Source organism: Serratia sp. Ser99, assembly GCF_024519545.1.
GTDB classification, from domain to species: domain Bacteria; phylum Pseudomonadota; class Gammaproteobacteria; order Enterobacterales; family Enterobacteriaceae; genus Serratia; species Serratia liquefaciens.
The window spans coordinates 816,315-833,096 of record NZ_JALJRT010000001.1 but is presented as its reverse complement, the minus strand read 5'-3'; the positions used below and the strand labels follow the sequence as shown (position 1 = coordinate 833,096).

Below are 16,782 nucleotides of genomic sequence, written 5' to 3'. Positions count from 1 at the left end.
CCGTTGCAATTTGAATAATAAAAAACGGGAACCATCAGGCTCCCGTTATCATTTAACGCTAAAACACTATTACATGTGTTTAACGATAGCGTCGCCAAACTCTGAACATTTCAGCAGTTTAGCGCCTTCCATCAGGCGTTCGAAGTCATAGGTCACGGTCTTGGCAGCGATTGCGCCTTCCATGCCCTTAACAATCAGGTCAGCCGCTTCGAACCAGCCCATGTGACGCAGCATCATTTCTGCAGACAGGATGATGGAACCTGGGTTCACTTTGTCCTGGCCGGCATACTTAGGTGCGGTACCGTGGGTGGCTTCGAACAGCGCGCAATCGGAACCGATGTTGGCGCCAGGTGCGATACCGATACCGCCAACCTGCGCGGCCAGGGCGTCGGAGATGTAGTCACCGTTCAGGTTCATACAGGCAATCACGTCGTATTCAGCCGGACGCAGCAGGATTTGCTGCAGGAAGGCATCGGCGATCACGTCTTTTACCACGATCTCTTTACCGGTGTTCGGGTTCTTGATTTTCAGCCATGGACCGCCGTCGATCAGTTCGCCACCAAACTCTTCGCGCGCCAGTTCGTAGCCCCAATCCTTGAAGGCACCTTCGGTGAACTTCATGATGTTGCCTTTGTGAACCAGGGTCACAGAGTCGCGGTCGTTGGTGATCGCGTATTCGATCGCCGCACGTACCAGACGTTTTGTCCCTTCTTCAGAACATGGCTTCACGCCGATACCACATTGCTCTGGGAAGCGGATTTTTTTCACGCCCATTTCGTCGCGCAGGAACTTGATCACTTTGTCTGCTTCTGCAGAACCGGCTTTCCACTCGATACCTGCGTAGATGTCTTCGGCGTTTTCGCGGAAGATCACCATGTCGGTCAGCTCTGGCTGTTTAACCGGGCTTGGAGTGCCCTGGTAGTAACGCACCGGACGCAGACACACGTACAGGTCCAGTTGCTGGCGCAGGGCCACGTTCAGGGAGCGAATACCGCCACCGACTGGGGTAGTCAGCGGGCCTTTGATGGCAACGCGGTAGTCACGGATCAGATCCAGGGTTTCTTCCGGCAGCCACACGTCTTTCCCGTAAACGTGAGTGGATTTTTCGCCGGTATAGATTTCCATCCAGGAGATTTTACGTTCGCCGTGGTAGGCCTTTTTCACTGCTGCATCAACCACGTGAATCATAGCAGGGGTAACGTCAACGCCAATGCCGTCGCCTTCGATAAACGGAATGATCGGGTTATTCGGAACAACCAGTTTACCCTGGGCATCGACCGTAATCTTTTTACCTTCTGCCGGAACAACTACTTTGCTTTCCATCAACCTCTCCTTCAAGCGCAATTTTTGTTAATGCTTTGTAAGATGCGTGTAGATACTACTGGAATTTTCAGTCCGCGCCAATCCGAAACGGATTTGGTTATAATGCGCCTATCATCCGTAATCTCAACTGTTATGAAAAAATTCTCTGTTAAAAATCACAAAGTTAAACGATTCAGCAAGCCTGCTCCCGCCAAACCCGCAGTCGCACAGGGGCCGCGTCGCGTGGTGTTATTCAATAAGCCGTTCGATGTGCTGCCGCAATTTACCGATGAAGCCGGCCGCACCACCCTGAAAGAATTCATTCCATTTCCCGATGTTTACGCCGCTGGGCGTTTGGATCGCGACAGCGAAGGTTTATTGGTGCTAACCAATGACGGCAAGCTGCAGGCGCAACTCACCCAGCCGGGCAAACGTGCCGGAAAAGTCTATTACGTGCAGGTCGAAGGCGCCCCGCAGGAAAGCGACCTGGCCCCTTTGCGCAATGGCGTCACGCTCAAAGACGGCCCAACGTTGCCGGCAGGCGTTGAGCTGGTCGCAGAACCGCAATGGCTGTGGCCGCGCAATCCGCCCATTCGCGAACGCAAATCAATCCCCACCGCCTGGCTGAAAGTCACCCTTTATGAAGGCCGAAATCGCCAGGTGCGTCGCATGACTGCACACATCGGCTTTCCTACCCTGCGGCTGATTCGCTACAGTATGGGTAATCTTTCATTGGGCGAATTGCAGCCCGGTGAATGGAAAACCCTGGACTCACTGTAACCAGCCCGAGGAGCAGCAACGATGAAAACATTAACCACGCTACTGTTCACCGCCCTGCTTTCGGTTCCTGCCGTTCAGGCCGCCAGTTTTGACTGCGCCAAAGCCGTCAGTGCCGACGAAAAGGCCATCTGCGCCAGCCGTACGCTGAGTGACAAAGACGTGGAAATGGCGACCAAGTACCAGTTTTTACATGGCCTGTTCGCCATGGGAGTGCGCGGTGAGATGCAAGACCAGCAACAGCGCTGGCTGGCGCAGCGGAAATTGTGCGGCAGCGACGTCAGTTGTCTCTCAGGCAGCTATCAGGCCCGTATTACCGAACTGGATGACATCTATCAGCATATCAATAAGCCGCTGTAAGGGACCTTTATGTTTAAACCGCACGTCACCGTTGCCTGCGTGGTTCACGCCGCCGGCAAGTTTTTGATCGTCGAAGAGACGATTAATAACAAGGCGCTTTGGAATCAGCCGGCCGGGCACCTTGAAGCCGACGAAACGCTGGTGCAGGCCGCCGAGCGCGAGCTGTGGGAAGAAACCGGCATTCGCGCCACGCCACAGTCATTCCTCAAGCTGCACCAGTGGATCGCACCGGACAATACGCCGTTTCTGCGCTTCTGCTTTGTCATCGAGCTCGAACAGCAGTTGCCGACCGAACCGCACGACAGCGATATCGACCGCTGTCTGTGGCTGAGCGCCGACGAGATTTTGCAGGCCCCTAACCTGCGATCCGCACTGGTCGCGGAAAGCCTTCGTTGTTACCAACAGCCGGAACGTTACCCGCTATCGCTGGTCAGCAGCTATAACTGGCCGTTCTGAGATGAATAAGTGCCGTGCGCCGGCGCAGGCAACGTGGTAAAATCCTGCGCTTGTTTTTTATCAGCACGGTTCGTGTTCAAGTTCGTGAGATCCCCATGTCAGACAACAGCCAGAAAAAAGTAATCGTCGGTATGTCCGGCGGCGTCGACTCTTCCGTTACTGCCTATCTGTTACAGCAACAGGGCTATCAGGTCGCTGGGCTGTTTATGAAGAACTGGGAAGAAGACGATGATGAAGAGTACTGCTCCGCAGCGACCGATTTGGCCGATGCACAGGCGGTATGCGACAAACTCGGCATCGAACTGCATACGGTGAACTTCGCGGCAGAGTACTGGGACAACGTCTTTGAACTGTTCCTGGAAGAGTACAAGGCCGGCCGTACGCCGAACCCGGACATCCTGTGCAATAAAGAAATCAAATTCAAAGCCTTCCTGGAATTCGCCGCCGAAGATCTGGGGGCCGATTTTATCGCCACCGGCCACTACGTGCGCCGCCAGGACGTCGACGGCAAAAGCCGCCTGCTGCGCGGTGTCGACGGCAATAAAGACCAAAGCTATTTCCTCTACACCCTGAGCCACGAGCAGGTTGCGCAAAGCCTGTTCCCGGTCGGTGAGCTGGAAAAACCGGAGGTGCGCCGCATCGCCGAACAGCTGGATCTGGTCACCGCCAAGAAAAAAGACTCCACTGGCATCTGCTTTATCGGCGAACGCAAGTTCCGCGACTTCCTTGGCCGCTACCTGCCTGCACAGCCGGGCCCGATTGTCAGCGTTGACGGCCAGACCGTCGGTGAACATCAGGGCCTGATGTACCACACCCTTGGCCAGCGTAAAGGGCTCGGCATCGGTGGTATGAAGGACAGCAGTGAAGACCCGTGGTACGTAGTGGACAAAGACGTCGCCAACAACGTGCTGGTGGTTGCCCAGGGGCATGAGCATCCGCGCCTGATGTCCGTCGGTCTGGTAGCGCAGCAGCTGCATTGGGTCGATCGCCTGCCGCTGACCGGTCCCTTCCGCTGTACGGTAAAAACCCGTTATCGCCAGCAGGACATTCCGTGCACCGTTACCCCGCTTGACGAAGAGCGTATTGAAGTGCGTTTCGACGAGCCGGTCGCTGCAGTGACACCAGGCCAGTCTGCCGTGTTCTATCAGGATGAAATCTGCCTCGGTGGCGGCATTATCGAACAGCGTTTACAGGAGTAATCGTGGCGAAGAATTATTATGACATTACGCTGGCCATGGCTGGAATCAGCCAGGCGGCGCTTATGGTTCAGCAGTTGGCGCACGAAGGCCAATGCGATCGTGAAGCTTTCCATACTTCGCTGAACAGCCTGCTGCAGATGGACCCCTCTTCCACGCTGGCGGTGTTCGGCGGAGAAGAGCGCAATTTGAAAGTCGGCCTCGAGACGCTGATGAGCGTGCTCAACGCCAACAATAAAGGATTGGGTGCCGAACTGACCCGCTACACCATCAGCCTGATGGTGCTGGAGCGCAAGCTCAACGCCAATAAGCAGGCGATGAACCAGCTTGGCGAACGTCTCGGCCAGCTTGAGCGCCAACTGGCGCATTTCGATCTGGAATCAGACACCATTATCAGCGCGCTGGCCGGCATTTATGTCGACGTGGTCAGCCCGCTCGGGCCGCGCATCCAGGTGACCGGCTCGCCGGCCATTCTGCAGAATCCGCAGGTGCAGGCCAAGGTTCGTGCCACGCTGCTGGCCGGCATCCGTGCCGCCGTACTGTGGCAACAGGTTGGCGGCAGCCGCCTGCAGTTAATGTTTTCCCGTAATCGTCTGTTTAAACAGGCGCAAAATATCGTTGCTCATTGTTAATCGATCCCAGGAGTTGCTACCGATGGAATTATCCTCACTGACCGCCGTCTCACCCGTTGATGGACGCTACGGTGATAAAGTCAGCGCACTGCGCGCCATTTTCAGCGAATACGGTCTGCTGAAATTCCGCGTGCAGGTTGAAGTACGTTGGCTGCAAAAACTGGCCACCTGTGCAGAAATCAAAGAAGTTCCGGCTTTTGACGCCGACGCAAACGCTTTCCTCGACAAGATCGTCGCGGAATTCAGCGAAGAAGACGCGCAGCGCATCAAGACCATCGAACGCACCACCAACCACGACGTCAAAGCGGTTGAGTATTTCCTGAAAGAAAAAGTGGACGCGATCCCTGCGCTGCAGGCGGTGTCCGAGTTTATCCACTTTGCCTGTACCTCAGAAGACATCAACAACCTGTCACATGCGCTGATGCTGCAAACTGCGCGTCAGGACGTGGTGCTGCCGTACTGGCGCAAAATCATCGATTCAATCAAGGGCCTGGCGCTGGAATACCGCGATATTCCGCTGCTGTCCCGTACCCACGGTCAGCCGGCAACCCCGTCAACCGTCGGTAAAGAATTCGCCAACGTGGCCTACCGTATGGAACGTCAGTTCCGTCAGCTGGAGCGCGTGGAGATCATGGGTAAAATCAACGGTGCGGTCGGCAACTATAACGCCCACATCGTGGCTTACCCGGAAGTGGACTGGCATGCGTTCAGCGAAGACTTCGTGACTTCACTGGGCATTACCTGGAACCCGTACACCACCCAAATCGAACCGCACGACTACATTGCCGAGCTGTTTGACTGCGTGGCGCGTTTCAACACCATTCTGATCGACTTCGACCGTGATATCTGGGGTTATATCGCCCTGAATCACTTTAAGCAGAAGACCATCGCCGGTGAGATCGGCTCTTCAACCATGCCACACAAGGTCAACCCGATCGACTTCGAGAACTCCGAAGGCAACCTGGGCCTGTCTAACGCGGTACTGGGCCACCTGGCCAGCAAACTGCCGGTATCTCGCTGGCAGCGCGACCTGACCGACTCCACCGTGCTGCGTAACCTGGGCGTGGGTCTGGGCTATGCGTTGATCGCCTATCAGGCGACCATGAAAGGCATCAGCAAGCTGGAAGTCAATCAGGCACATCTGCTGGACGAGCTGGATCACAACTGGGAAGTCTTGGCCGAGCCGATCCAGACCGTGATGCGTCGTTACGGCATCGAAAAGCCGTATGAAAAGCTGAAAGAGCTGACCCGCGGCAAACGCGTGGATGCCGCCGGTATGCAGGCATTTATCGATGGTCTGGCGCTGCCGGAAGAAGAAAAAACCCGCCTGAAAGCCATGACCCCGGCAAACTATATTGGCCGCGCGGCGACCATGGTCGATGAGCTGAAGTAAGCGTTTTGTTCCGATAGCAAAGAGGCGGCCTTTTGGCCGCCTCTTTTATTTCTGTGGCATAAAATCCTGCAGGCGTTTTATCTGCTGCCCTTGCGCATTGAAATTATCGGGACTCAACCACTGCTCGAATCCCGCCTTGATTGCCGGCCAACGGTCAGCGGTTATGGCAAACCAGTCGGTATCCCGAGTGCAGCCCTTGGTGACCACCGCATAGCGGAAAGTGCCCTCATGCAGAAAACCAAATCTCGCCGCCGCCTGTTTGGAGGGCGCGTTGTGACTGTCGCACTTCCATTCGCAACGGCGATAGCCCAAATCCTCAAACAGATGCCGCAGCATCAAATAAATTGCCTCGGTGGCGCTTGAGCGCTGTTTCATCGCCGGTGACCAGCTGACATGTCCAATTTCAGCCACGCCATTACCTTCGTCGATGCGCATATAAGCTACCGTCCCGACCGGTGCCTGGCTGACAGCGTCGAACACCGTCAGATTCACCAACGTAGCGTTCGCTTGCAAGGTGGTCAGGTGTTGCAACATCGCCGCAGAGCTTTCTGGTCGTTCTATCGATAAATAAGTCCAGTCCCGGCCATCAACCGCCTGCTGGAAAGCGCTGAACAACGCCGCATAATCCCGCTGCGGATCGAGTTGCTTCAGACAGCAAAAACGTCCGTTAAGCGTCTCGCCCGCGGGGCGCTTCGCCGCCCGCCAATCGGATAATGGCTCGCCCACCGGCTGCCCAAACTGATTGATCACCATACACTTCCTCGCGGCCTGTCGTTAACGGGTATAGACGATAAACGAACTTCTCTTGCCTATCTTGTCGTACAGCGACCGCGCCGGGGCGTTATATTCCTGCGTCATCCAATAAACTCTGTCGCAGCCCTTCTCATCCGCCAACTGATAGGCCTGTTCGAAGAGTTTTTCGGACACTTTCTTGCCGCGGCCCGCCGGTGAAACGTAAAGATCTTCAATATAACAATAGCCGGCCGAGCTCCAGGTTGAAGGATGGAAAACGAGATGCATGAACCCCAGCAGGTTGCCGTTTCTATCTTCCGCCACTAGGCCGTAGACCTGCTGATCTTCGCATAAACGCTCGAAGGTATGATCGGTAACCTGCGCCGAGACGTCCGCACGGTAAAAATGGAGGTACCCCTGCCACAGTTCCAACCACTGCGGCTTATCGGCGTTTTGTATTTTACGTACTGCTGCTTCATGAGTTATTGGGAGCATGGTGCCTCTCTGGTATTAAGTAAGTGAACCCGCAGCCTTTAAGCCACCCTGAGGGTGATGGCGATCAAAGCGTCATCGGGGCTTTTCTGAGAAAAAATAACGTAATACCAGTAGGATACCTGCGCCATTGCGAACTGAATACAGACCAATTAATAACAGTGAACAGACCAATTTCGATGTGCAACCGCAGTCAGATCTCAGCCGGCAGCTCGCTGAAAATAGCAGCTAACTTTTTGATGAATCTTACAATCTCGTCTGGGGAATAAGCGGCAAAACCCAATACCAGCGCCCCTTCCGTGGGTTGCCCGGTATAAAAATCTATTAGGCCATAGACCTTTATCCCCTGCGCGGCGGCGGCCTGAATCAGGCGCCGCTCAGTTGCCGCGTCCGCCAACGGACAAACCAGTTGCAACCCGCCCTGCGGCAAACGTGGCTGAGTCCAGGTGCCAAGATGCTGATGAACCGCTGCATGCAAAATCTCCAGCCTGGCCTGATAGGTTTTGCGCATGTTTCTCAAATGTTCGGTATGGAAATCTTCATGGATAAATTTGAACAACGTCATTTGCGGCAATGCGGAAGTATAACCATCCTGGAATTGCTTGGCGGCGACCATGGGTTTAATCAGCTGAGGCGGAACGATAATAAAACCGATGCGCAACCCCGGGAATAACGTCTTGCTAAAGGTGCCGATATACAAGGTTCGCTGATACTGATCCAGCCCCTGCAGCGATGCCCTGGTCAGGCCGTCGTAATTGAACTCGGAATCGTAATCGTCTTCAATAATCCAGGCTTTTTCACGTTGCGCCCAGGCCAACAGCTTTAACCTCCGGTCGATGCTGAGCGAATGCCCCAACGGATAATGATGTGAGGGCGTGATGTAAACGCCCCGCCCGCCCCCTTCTGCCCGTATCAATGCATCGATATCCAAACCGGATTGATCTACCCCAATCGGTTGGGCGAGTATCCCTGCCGACTGAACCAATTTTTTGGCCCCCTGGTAGCCCGGCTCTTCCACGAACACCCGGTCGCCAGGATTAAACAACACCTGCGTACACAGCGATAGCGCCTGCTGTGAACTGGTTACCACGATCACCTGCTCCGCGCTGGCCTTCACGCCCCTTTCGCGCCGCAAATAGTCAATGATCTCCTCCCGCAGTTCCACCAGCCCTTGAGGATCGGCATACCCCAGCAGGCGCTCGGCACCCTGTCGCACCGCCTGCCTTTCCAGCTGCAACCAGCTATCGATGGGAAACAGCCGCAAATCGGGTACGGAAGGGGTCAGTGAGTCGCTTCGACTGGTGTGCGGAGTGTGGGCTGCCAGCAGCAAGGAGCGGCCATGCACACTCAGTTCCGACTCCGCCAGTTGAGCGCTTTCGGCAGAGCTGTCAGTCAGCAGCTCGCGGCCAATCAGGGTATTTTGCTGGTAGCTGACAAAACTGCCGCGCCCCACCGCGCGGGCAATATAGCCTTCGGCCTCCAGTTGGGCATAAGTCAGTTCAACCGTATCGCGCGAAACCACCAGCCGGGCAGCCAGTACGCGGCTGGGCGGCAGTTTTGCCAGATAGTCCAGCTCCCCCGCCGTCACCAGTTGCTTGATGGTCAGATGCAGCGCGGCTTTGCGCGTCATGCCTTGACGTAGATGCCGACTAAAGGTGGCCTGGATGATATCCGGCCGGCTGTCACTACTGTGCTTCATGCTGCTCCGGGTCGAAGGTCTGCCGAAAACAAACCTGCGGTATGTATGTTGATAAGTTGATCTACATCAACTTAGTTGTGAACAAAATGTTTTGAAACAGATCATCGATTGTTTCATTCAGTTCGCCAGTCCTACACTAAAACAACCATACCAGTAGCTTGCTATTTATATGGTTGTTTACTATCTGTTTACCCATCCCCGCCTGTTTACCGCTGCTGGAGAGCCGCGGCGTAGGCCGCTATTGCCTGCGCAGGCATTAATTGTGAAGCATGTTCAAGGTGGAATTATGTCACAACAGCACGACGCTACGCCGCCCAGGCGTAACTTTCTAAAAAAGACATTGGCGTTAATCCCGCTGGCCGCCGCAGGCAGCAGCATTATGGCACTGGAAGCCAAGGCGGCACCCGCCCCCGGCGTATCGAGCCACTATGTCCCGGTCTATTTCAACGGTGACGAATGGCGATTTCTGCTGGCCGCCTGCGATCGACTGATCCCGACGGACGCTAACGGCCCCGGTGCGGTGGATCAGGGCGTACCGATATTTATCGACCGACAAATGGAAACGCCTTACGGCCACGGCGGACTGTGGTACATGCATCCGCCCTTCGTTCCCTCTCCGCCGGAACTGGGCTATCAGTCCAAGCTGACGCCGCGCGAGACTTACCGTATCGGTATCCGTGAAGTGAATGCGCACTGCCGTCGGCAGTTTCAAAAGGTGTTTGCCGAACTGGGCCACGCCGAGCAGGAACAGCTGCTGACGGCGCTGGAACATGGCCAATTGGACTCGGAAGCCCTGCCCGGCAAGGCGTTTTTCGACCAGTTGCTGACCAATACCAAAGAAGGCTATCTGGCCGATCCGCTGCATGGCGGTAACCAGACGTTAGCGTCCTGGAAACTGATTGGTTTCCCCGGCGCACGCGCGGATTACACCGATTGGGTCAATCGCCCCAATCAGCCTTATCCCCTCGGCCCGGTCAGTATTTCAAGCAAAAGGAATGCCTAAATGAGCACAATTAAAAAACCACCGGTAGACGTGGTTATCGTCGGGTTTGGCTGGACCGGCGCCATAATGGGGATGGAATTGACCGAAAGCGGCCTGAGCGTGCTGGCGCTGGAACGCGGTGAGCAGCGTGAAACCTACCCGGACTTTGCCTATCCGCGCATTGCCGACGAACTGACCTACGGCATTCGCCTGAAACTGGCACAGGAAATGGCGCATGAGACGGTCACGGTGCGCCACACCCCGGCAGATTTTGCCGTGCCTTACCGCCAGCTCGGGTCTTTTCTGCCCGGTAACGGCGTCGGCGGTGCCGGCGTGCACTGGAACGGCATGCACTGGCGTGCCTTGCCATCCGACTTAAAGCTGCACACCACCCTCAATGAAAAGTACGGGGCCAAATGGATCCCGGAGGGCATGACGCTGCAGGATTATCCGCTGAGTTATCAGGAACTGGAGCCTTACTTCGATAAATTCGAAAAAGTGTGCGGCACTTCCGGCCGAGCCGGCAATCTGCAGGGAAATATCATCAAGGGAGGCAATCCGTTTGAAGGGCCACGAGCCAGCGAATACCCGACGCCGGCGCTGAAACAGCTCTATTCCGGCTCGCTGTTCGGCAAGGCCGCCGAATCGCTGGGCTATCACCCGTTCGCCATCCCCGCCGCCAACTGCTCCGAGCCCTATACCAATCCTTACGGCGTGCAGCTGGGTCCCTGTAATTTTTGCGGCTACTGCGAGCGCTTCGGCTGCTTTATGTACTCCAAGGCTTCGCCGCAAACCACCATTTTGCCGGTACTGACCCAGCGCAAAAACTTTGAGCTGCGCACCCAGTCGCAGGTAATCAAAGTGAATCTGGACAGCACCGGCAAGAAAGCCACCGGCGTCACCTACATCAACGCCCAGGGGCAAGAGGTGGAACAACCGGCCGATCTGGTGATCCTCAGTGCTTTCCAACTGCATAACGTTCGCCTGCTGCTGTTGTCCGGCATTGGCAAACCTTACGATCCGGTGACCGGTGAAGGCGTGGTCGGCAAGAACTACGCCTATCAGATGAACAGCGGTATATCGCTGTTTTACGACCAGAATACCCACTTCAATCCGTTTATCGGCGCAGGCGCGGCCGGCACGGTGATCGACGATCTTAACGGCGAGAACTTCGATCATGCCGATTTGGGTTTTATCGGCGGTGCCTACATCTCTGCCACCCGCACCGGCGGCCGACCTATCCAGCAAATGATGCTGCCGCCGGGTACGCCTGCCTGGGGCGGCGGCTGGAAACAGGGCATCAAGGATAACTACCCGCACTCAATGAGCATCGGCTCCGAAGGCTCGGTGATGCCGTACCGCGACTGCTATCTGGATCTCGACCCAACCTATAAGGACGGCTACGGCCTGCCGCTGTTACGCATGACGTTTGACTGGAAAGACAATGAAATCAAAATGACACAGCACATCACCAGCAAAATGGTGAATATCGCCAATGCCATGAAGCCCAAACAGATAGCGGTTTCGGTGAAAAAAACCGGCGATCATTACGATGTGCGCCCCTACCAGTCGACTCACACCACCGGCGGAGCCATTACCGGTGACAACCCTGCCACCAGCGTGGTGAATAAATACCTGCAGTGTTGGGATGTACCTAATGTGTTCGTCACCGGCGCCTGCGCCTTTCCGCAGAATCTGGCCTACAACCCCACCGGCATCGTCGGGGCGCTGGCCTATTATTCGGCCGAGGCGATCCGCACGCAGTATTTAAAAAACCCCGGTCCGCTGGTTCAGGCCTGAAAGCATAAGGAGCTTCATATGAAAGGATTTACTCCCTCGCTGCTGGCGCTGTTGATGCTGGGCACCGCGACGGTACAGGCGGCCGATGACCCGCAATTGGCCGCCCGGCTCCTGCACGGCGAATATCTGGCGCGTGCCGGTGACTGCGCCGCCTGCCATACTGCCCCTGGCGGTGCACCCTTTGCCGGCGGCCTGAAAATGACCACGCCGGTGGGGGCCATCTACTCCACTAACATCACCCCGGACAAACAGACTGGTATCGGCGAATACAGCCTGCAGGAGTTCAGCGACGCATTGCGCAAAGGTGTCACCCGCGACGGCACCCGACTCTACCCGGCGATGCCCTATCCCTCTTTTGCCAAAATCAGCGATGAGGATGTGCGCGATCTGTACCTGTATTTCACCCATCAGGTTCACCCCGTGTCGCAACAGAATAAAGACAGCGATATTTCCTGGCCACTGAATATGCGCTGGCCGCTGGCAATGTGGGATCTGGTGTTCCGAGAGGACGGAACTTATCAGCCGGATGCCACCCAAAGCGCCGAATGGAATCGTGGAGCCTATCTGGTGCAGGGGCTGGGCCACTGCGGAAGTTGTCATACGCCACGCGGTATTGGCTTCCAGGAGAAAGCGCTCAATCAAAGCGACAGCGCCTATCTGAGCGGCGGTACGCTGGAAGGCTGGCATGCCGCCAACCTGCGGGCGGACGCGGTAAGCGGTTTGGGCGGTTGGAACGCGGAAGATATCACCCGCTTTCTGAAAACCGGCCACAACAACCGATTTGCCGCTTTTGGCTCGATGGTTGACGTGGTTCAGGACAGCACGCAATACCTGAGTGATGAGGACCTACGCGCTATCGCCGGCTATCTGCAATCATTACAGGCAGATAATCAGGAGAAGCCATTGCCGCAAGACGGCAGCACAGCTGCTCTGCTGGCAAAAGGGGATGTCAGTCGCCCGGGCGCTCAAGCCTATCTAGATAATTGCGCCGCCTGCCATCGCAGCGACGGTAAGGGCTACCGTGATACCTTCCCGCAGTTGGCACACAATCCGGCGCTGTTAAGCGATGATCCTTCCTCACTGATCAGCATTGTTATCAATGGTTCCCGTACCCCCATAACCGTTGGTGCCCCTACAGGGTTGACCATGCCGGACTTTGGCTGGCGGTTGAACGACCAGCAAATTGCCGAACTCGCGACCTTTGTACGCAGCAGTTGGGGCAACCATGCGCCGCGAGTTACCGCCGCCGAAGTGCAGGAGATCCGTAAAAACAGCGTCAGCAAACCGACCCATCCTTAACATTTGCGGGCCCGGCATCCGGGTCCGGTTCTCTCATCGCAGCCTCTTCCGTTTAAGTTTGGTTTAACTTTCCCTCGCCATTGTTTATCCAACGTTTATTTGACCTTGTCGATAATGACAGCGAACTAAATATCGATAGCGCTTATTTCCTGCCAAGGTTCTGCGTCCCTTGCGGTAAGAGCCGGTTATACCTACCATAACGTCAAGATCACGATCGGATGGCTTAGGTTGTCGCACGCTATCCCTCACACGCTGCTGAGCGTGTTACCTTTACTGCGTGGGTGACAGGATGTTCACCCGCCGATCCACAGGAGTTCGCCATGCGAGTACTGGTTGTTGAAGATAACGGTTTATTACGCCACCACCTCTCCGTACAGATGCGTGAAATGGGCCATCAGGTTGATGCGGCAGAGGATGCCAAAGAAGCCGATTATTTCCTGCAAGAGCATGCGCCTGACATCGCCATTGTCGATCTCGGCCTGCCGGGTGAAGACGGCCTGAGCCTGATCCGCCGCTGGCGCGCCCACCAGATGAAGCTGCCAATCCTGGTGCTGACCGCGCGTGAAAGCTGGCAGGACAAAGTGGCGGTGCTGGAAGCCGGTGCCGACGACTATGTGACCAAGCCGTTCCATCTGGAAGAAGTGATTGCCCGTATGCAGGCGCTGATGCGCCGTAACAGCGGTTTGGCCTCTCAGGTGATCGTATTGCCTCCGTTCCAAATCGACCTTTCACGTCGCGAACTGAGCGTCAATGAACAGCAGATCAAACTGACTGCATTCGAATACACCATCATCGAAACCTTAATCCGCAACGCCGGCAAGGTGGTCAGCAAAGACTCGCTGATGCTGCAGCTGTACCCGGATGCCGAACTGCGCGAAAGCCATACCATCGACGTACTGATGGGCCGTTTACGCAAAAAATTGCAGGCAGAATACCCTCAGGAAGTGATCACCACGGTTCGTGGTCAGGGCTATCGTTTTGATGCGAAATGATCGCCATGTTCAACAAGGGTAAAAAGCCTTTCTCACTGCGCGCCCGCTTTTTGATGGCCACTGCTGGGGTGATCCTGGCGCTCTCGCTGTCCTATGGTCTGGTGGCGGTAGTCGGTTACATTGTCAGCTTCGACAAAACTGCCTTCCGCCTACTGCGCGGTGAAAGTAATCTGTTTTTCAGCCTGGCCCAATGGAAAGATAACAAACTCACCATTGCCATTCCGCCCGATATCGATCTCAACTTCCCAACCCTAGTGTTTATTTACGACGATAAAGGCAATCTGCTGTGGAGCCAGCGCCAGGTACCTGAGCTGGAAAAACGCATCAATAAAGAGTGGCTGGAAGAGTCCGGCTTCTACGAAATCGATACCGATACCCGTATCAGTAGTGAAGTGTTGGGCAACAACCCCAAGGCGCAGGATCAGCTTAAAGACTATGACGACAACGACCAGAACGCCCTGACCCACTCAGTGGCGGTCAACACCTACGCGGCCACCGCGCGGCTGCCGGCTTTGAGTATCGTGGTGGTCGATACCATTCCACAGGAATTACAGCGCTCCGACGTGGTATGGGAATGGTTCAGCTACGTGTTGCTGGCCAACCTGCTGTTGGTGGTCCCCTTGCTGTGGCTGGCGGCCTACTGGAGCTTGCGCCCCATCAAGGCGCTGGTGAATCAGGTTGGTGAGTTGGAAAACGGCGAGCGAGAACAACTCGACGAAAATCCCCCCAGCGAGCTGCGTGGGCTGGTACGTAACCTGAATATTCTGGTGCGCAACGAGCGCCAGCGTTACACCAAATACCGCACCACGCTTTCCGATCTGACCCACAGCCTGAAAACGCCGTTGGCGGTGTTGCAAACGACGCTGCGTTCATTACGTACCGGTAAGCAGACCACCATCGAGGAAGTCGAGCCGATCATGTTGGACCAGATCAGCCGTATTTCTCAGCAAATCGGTTACTACCTGCACCGGGCCAGCATCAATTCGGGGCAAACGGTGCTGACGCGCGAGATCCACTCGGTCCCGGCGCTGCTCGACAGCCTGAACGTGGCACTGAACAAGGTGTATCAGCGCAAAGGTGTGGTGATCACGCTGGATATTTCGCCGGAAGTGACCTTTATGGGGGAGAAAAACGACTTTATGGAAGTGATGGGCAACGTGTTGGAAAATGCCTGTAAATACTGCCTGGAGTTCGTTGAAATCACCTCCCTGCACTCCGACAAATACCTTACTATCGTCATCGATGACGACGGGCCAGGCATTCCGGAAAGCAAGCGTGAATTGATCTTCCAACGCGGCCAGCGAGTAGATACGCTGCGTCCTGGTCAAGGATTGGGATTGTCGGTGGCGGCGGAGATTATCGAACAGTACGACGGTTCCATTACCATCAGCGACAGCCCGCTTGGCGGCGCTCGCATGCAGGTCACTTTCGCCCGTCAGCACGATTCCCATCATCACGAGTAAATTCTGTCGCTCTGGCCCCGATCCACGGGGCCAAACTTCCGTTATAATCGCACTCAGGCTCACTCCTCTATCCTGGAATAGAACATGGATTATCAATTAGATCTGGACTGGAACGACTTTTTGCAGCGCTATTGGCAAAAGCGTCCGGTTATTCTGAAGCGCGGCTTCAAAAACTTTATCGATCCGATCTCCCCGGATGAGCTGGCCGGACTGGCGATGGAGAACGAAGTGGACAGCCGTCTGGTCAGCCACCAGGACGGTCGCTGGCAGGTTGCGCACGGCCCTTTCGAGAGCTTTGATCACCTGAGCGAAAACAACTGGTCGCTGCTGGTGCAGGCTGTGGATCACTGGCATGAACCTTCCAGTGCGCTGATGCTCCCGTTCCGTAAGCTGCCGGACTGGCGGATGGACGATCTGATGATCTCGTTCTCGGTCCCCGGTGGCGGCGTTGGCCCGCACCTCGATCAGTATGACGTCTTTATCATTCAGGGTACCGGCCGCCGTCGCTGGCGCGTGGGTGAAAAAGTGCCGATGAAACAGCACTGCCCGCACCCGGACCTGCTGCAGGTTGAGCCTTTCGACGCCATCATCGATGAAGAAATGGAACCGGGCGATATTCTGTATATCCCACCGGGCTTCCCACATGAAGGCTACGCGCTGGAAAATGCGCTGAATTACTCGGTAGGTTTCCGCGCCCCGAACGGCCGCGAGTTGGTCAGTGGCTTTGCCGACTACGTGCTGGCCCGCGAACTGGGCAGTAAGCGCTACAGCGACCCGGATATTCAGTTGCGTGAGCATCCGGCAGAAGTGCTGCCGCAGGAAGTCGATGCGCTGCGCCAGATGATGGTGGATTTGGTTCAGCAACCTGAACACTTCCAGCAGTGGTTCGGCGAGTTTATCTCCCAGACCCGTCATGAGCTGGATGCTGCGCCGCCGGAGCCGCCTTATCAGGCCGGTGAAATCTACGAACTGCTGCAACAGGGCGAGCCTTTGCAGCGTCTGGGTGGCCTGCGCGTACTGCGCATTGGCGACCAGTGCTTTGCTAACGGTGAACTGATGGATACCGAACATCAGCAGGCTGCCGATGCGATGTGCCAGAATTTCTGCGTGGATGCCGCCATGCTGGGCGACGCGATCGAAGATCCTTCGTTCCTGGCACTGCTGACCTCGTTGGTCAACAGCGGTTACTGGTACTTCAAAGACTGAG

Annotated in this window: 16 protein-coding genes; 12 read left to right on the top strand and 4 right to left on the bottom strand. The window is 55.9% G+C overall.

Translation table 11 applies throughout. The features are described from left to right. Nucleotides 1-69 precede the first annotated feature (69 nt). Nucleotides 70-1,323: an NADP-dependent isocitrate dehydrogenase gene (gene icd / locus NR114_RS04000; RefSeq protein WP_012006449.1), complete on the bottom strand. Its 1,254-nt coding sequence runs from the start codon at nt 1,321-1,323 to the stop codon at nt 70-72. Between the two features lie 132 nt (nt 1,324-1,455). On the opposite strand from icd, the gene rluE reads away from it, so the two are divergent. The 6 genes from rluE (at nt 1,456) to purB (ending at nt 6,116) form a co-directional block, all read left to right on the top strand. Beyond that, on the top strand, nt 1,456-2,082 hold the full coding sequence (rluE, locus tag NR114_RS03995; protein WP_234529385.1) for a 23S rRNA pseudouridine(2457) synthase RluE: 627 nt from the start codon (nt 1,456-1,458) through the stop codon (nt 2,080-2,082). Nucleotides 2,083-2,103: 21 nt separating this feature from the next. Then, nucleotides 2,104-2,439 (top strand): lysozyme inhibitor LprI family protein, encoded by a 336-nt coding sequence (locus tag NR114_RS03990; protein ID WP_234529386.1) that lies wholly within the window; start codon nt 2,104-2,106, stop codon nt 2,437-2,439. A 9-nt stretch (nt 2,440-2,448) separates the two neighbouring features. Beyond that, a complete protein-coding gene (locus NR114_RS03985; RefSeq protein WP_048760698.1) occupies nt 2,449-2,895 on the top strand; it encodes an NUDIX hydrolase in 447 nt (148 codons plus the stop codon). Nucleotides 2,896-2,990: 95 nt separating this feature from the next. Beyond that, nucleotides 2,991-4,094, top strand: coding sequence for a tRNA 2-thiouridine(34) synthase MnmA (gene mnmA, locus NR114_RS03980; RefSeq protein WP_116691160.1), 1,104 nt, complete (start codon nt 2,991-2,993; stop codon nt 4,092-4,094). A 2-nt stretch (nt 4,095-4,096) separates the two neighbouring features. Beyond that, on the top strand, nt 4,097-4,723 hold the full coding sequence (gene hflD / locus NR114_RS03975; RefSeq protein WP_020826477.1) for a high frequency lysogenization protein HflD: 627 nt from the start codon (nt 4,097-4,099) through the stop codon (nt 4,721-4,723). A 22-nt stretch (nt 4,724-4,745) separates the two neighbouring features. After that, nucleotides 4,746-6,116, top strand: coding sequence for an adenylosuccinate lyase (purB, locus tag NR114_RS03970; RefSeq protein ID WP_020826476.1), 1,371 nt, complete (start codon nt 4,746-4,748; stop codon nt 6,114-6,116). A gap of 45 nt (nt 6,117-6,161) precedes the next feature. Here the strand turns inward: purB and NR114_RS03965 are convergent, their stop codons facing one another. The 3 genes from NR114_RS03965 to NR114_RS03955 all read right to left on the bottom strand — a co-directional run bounded on the left by NR114_RS03965 (nt 6,162) and on the right by NR114_RS03955 (nt 9,039). Then, nucleotides 6,162-6,869 (bottom strand): GNAT family N-acetyltransferase, encoded by a 708-nt coding sequence (locus NR114_RS03965; protein ID WP_234529387.1) that lies wholly within the window; start codon nt 6,867-6,869, stop codon nt 6,162-6,164. Nucleotides 6,870-6,890: 21 nt separating this feature from the next. After that, the gene (locus NR114_RS03960) at nt 6,891-7,343 is read right to left on the bottom strand and encodes a GNAT family N-acetyltransferase (RefSeq protein WP_234529388.1); all 453 of its coding nucleotides are present in this window, start codon (nt 7,341-7,343) and stop codon (nt 6,891-6,893) included. Between the two features lie 190 nt (nt 7,344-7,533). Next, nucleotides 7,534-9,039 carry a PLP-dependent aminotransferase family protein gene (locus NR114_RS03955; protein ID WP_046373813.1) on the bottom strand — a complete coding sequence of 502 codons (1,506 nt, stop codon included), beginning with the start codon at nt 9,037-9,039 and terminating at the stop codon, nt 7,534-7,536. A gap of 286 nt (nt 9,040-9,325) precedes the next feature. Between NR114_RS03955 and NR114_RS03950 the strand changes: the two genes are divergently transcribed. The 6 genes from NR114_RS03950 (at nt 9,326) to NR114_RS03925 (ending at nt 16,781) form a co-directional block, all read left to right on the top strand. Further along, a complete protein-coding gene (locus NR114_RS03950; RefSeq protein WP_130015586.1) occupies nt 9,326-10,042 on the top strand; it encodes a gluconate 2-dehydrogenase subunit 3 family protein in 717 nt (238 codons plus the stop codon). Continuing rightward, nucleotides 10,043-11,821: a GMC family oxidoreductase gene (locus tag NR114_RS03945; protein WP_020826471.1), complete on the top strand. Its 1,779-nt coding sequence runs from the start codon at nt 10,043-10,045 to the stop codon at nt 11,819-11,821. Between the two features lie 18 nt (nt 11,822-11,839). Continuing rightward, entirely contained in the window at nt 11,840-13,120 is a 1,281-nt protein-coding gene (locus NR114_RS03940) for a cytochrome c (protein ID WP_142815394.1), read from the top strand. A 320-nt stretch (nt 13,121-13,440) separates the two neighbouring features. After that, nucleotides 13,441-14,112 (top strand): two-component system response regulator PhoP, encoded by a 672-nt coding sequence (gene phoP, locus NR114_RS03935; RefSeq protein WP_020826469.1) that lies wholly within the window; start codon nt 13,441-13,443, stop codon nt 14,110-14,112. 5 nt (nt 14,113-14,117) lie between these two features. Continuing rightward, nucleotides 14,118-15,575 (top strand): two-component system sensor histidine kinase PhoQ, encoded by a 1,458-nt coding sequence (gene phoQ / locus NR114_RS03930; protein ID WP_041415330.1) that lies wholly within the window; start codon nt 14,118-14,120, stop codon nt 15,573-15,575. Nucleotides 15,576-15,659: 84 nt separating this feature from the next. Further along, nucleotides 15,660-16,781 (top strand): cupin domain-containing protein, encoded by a 1,122-nt coding sequence (locus NR114_RS03925; RefSeq protein ID WP_176983953.1) that lies wholly within the window; start codon nt 15,660-15,662, stop codon nt 16,779-16,781. The last annotated feature ends 1 nt before the right edge of the window (nt 16,782 follow it).

Coding starts and splice junctions, on each gene's coding strand:
- icd (WP_012006449.1), bottom strand. CDS start 1,323: ATGGAAAGCAAAGTAGTTGTTCCGGCAGAAGGTAAAAAGATTACGGTC.
- rluE (WP_234529385.1), top strand. CDS start 1,456: ATGAAAAAATTCTCTGTTAAAAATCACAAAGTTAAACGATTCAGCAAG.
- NR114_RS03990 (WP_234529386.1), top strand. CDS start 2,104: ATGAAAACATTAACCACGCTACTGTTCACCGCCCTGCTTTCGGTTCCT.
- NR114_RS03985 (WP_048760698.1), top strand. CDS start 2,449: ATGTTTAAACCGCACGTCACCGTTGCCTGCGTGGTTCACGCCGCCGGC.
- mnmA (WP_116691160.1), top strand. CDS start 2,991: ATGTCAGACAACAGCCAGAAAAAAGTAATCGTCGGTATGTCCGGCGGC.
- purB (WP_020826476.1), top strand. CDS start 4,746: ATGGAATTATCCTCACTGACCGCCGTCTCACCCGTTGATGGACGCTAC.
- NR114_RS03965 (WP_234529387.1), bottom strand. CDS start 6,869: ATGGTGATCAATCAGTTTGGGCAGCCGGTGGGCGAGCCATTATCCGAT.
- NR114_RS03960 (WP_234529388.1), bottom strand. CDS start 7,343: ATGCTCCCAATAACTCATGAAGCAGCAGTACGTAAAATACAAAACGCC.
- NR114_RS03955 (WP_046373813.1), bottom strand. CDS start 9,039: ATGAAGCACAGTAGTGACAGCCGGCCGGATATCATCCAGGCCACCTTT.
- NR114_RS03950 (WP_130015586.1), top strand. CDS start 9,326: ATGTCACAACAGCACGACGCTACGCCGCCCAGGCGTAACTTTCTAAAA.
- NR114_RS03945 (WP_020826471.1), top strand. CDS start 10,043: ATGAGCACAATTAAAAAACCACCGGTAGACGTGGTTATCGTCGGGTTT.
- NR114_RS03940 (WP_142815394.1), top strand. CDS start 11,840: ATGAAAGGATTTACTCCCTCGCTGCTGGCGCTGTTGATGCTGGGCACC.
- phoP (WP_020826469.1), top strand. CDS start 13,441: ATGCGAGTACTGGTTGTTGAAGATAACGGTTTATTACGCCACCACCTC.
- phoQ (WP_041415330.1), top strand. CDS start 14,118: ATGTTCAACAAGGGTAAAAAGCCTTTCTCACTGCGCGCCCGCTTTTTG.
- NR114_RS03925 (WP_176983953.1), top strand. CDS start 15,660: ATGGATTATCAATTAGATCTGGACTGGAACGACTTTTTGCAGCGCTAT.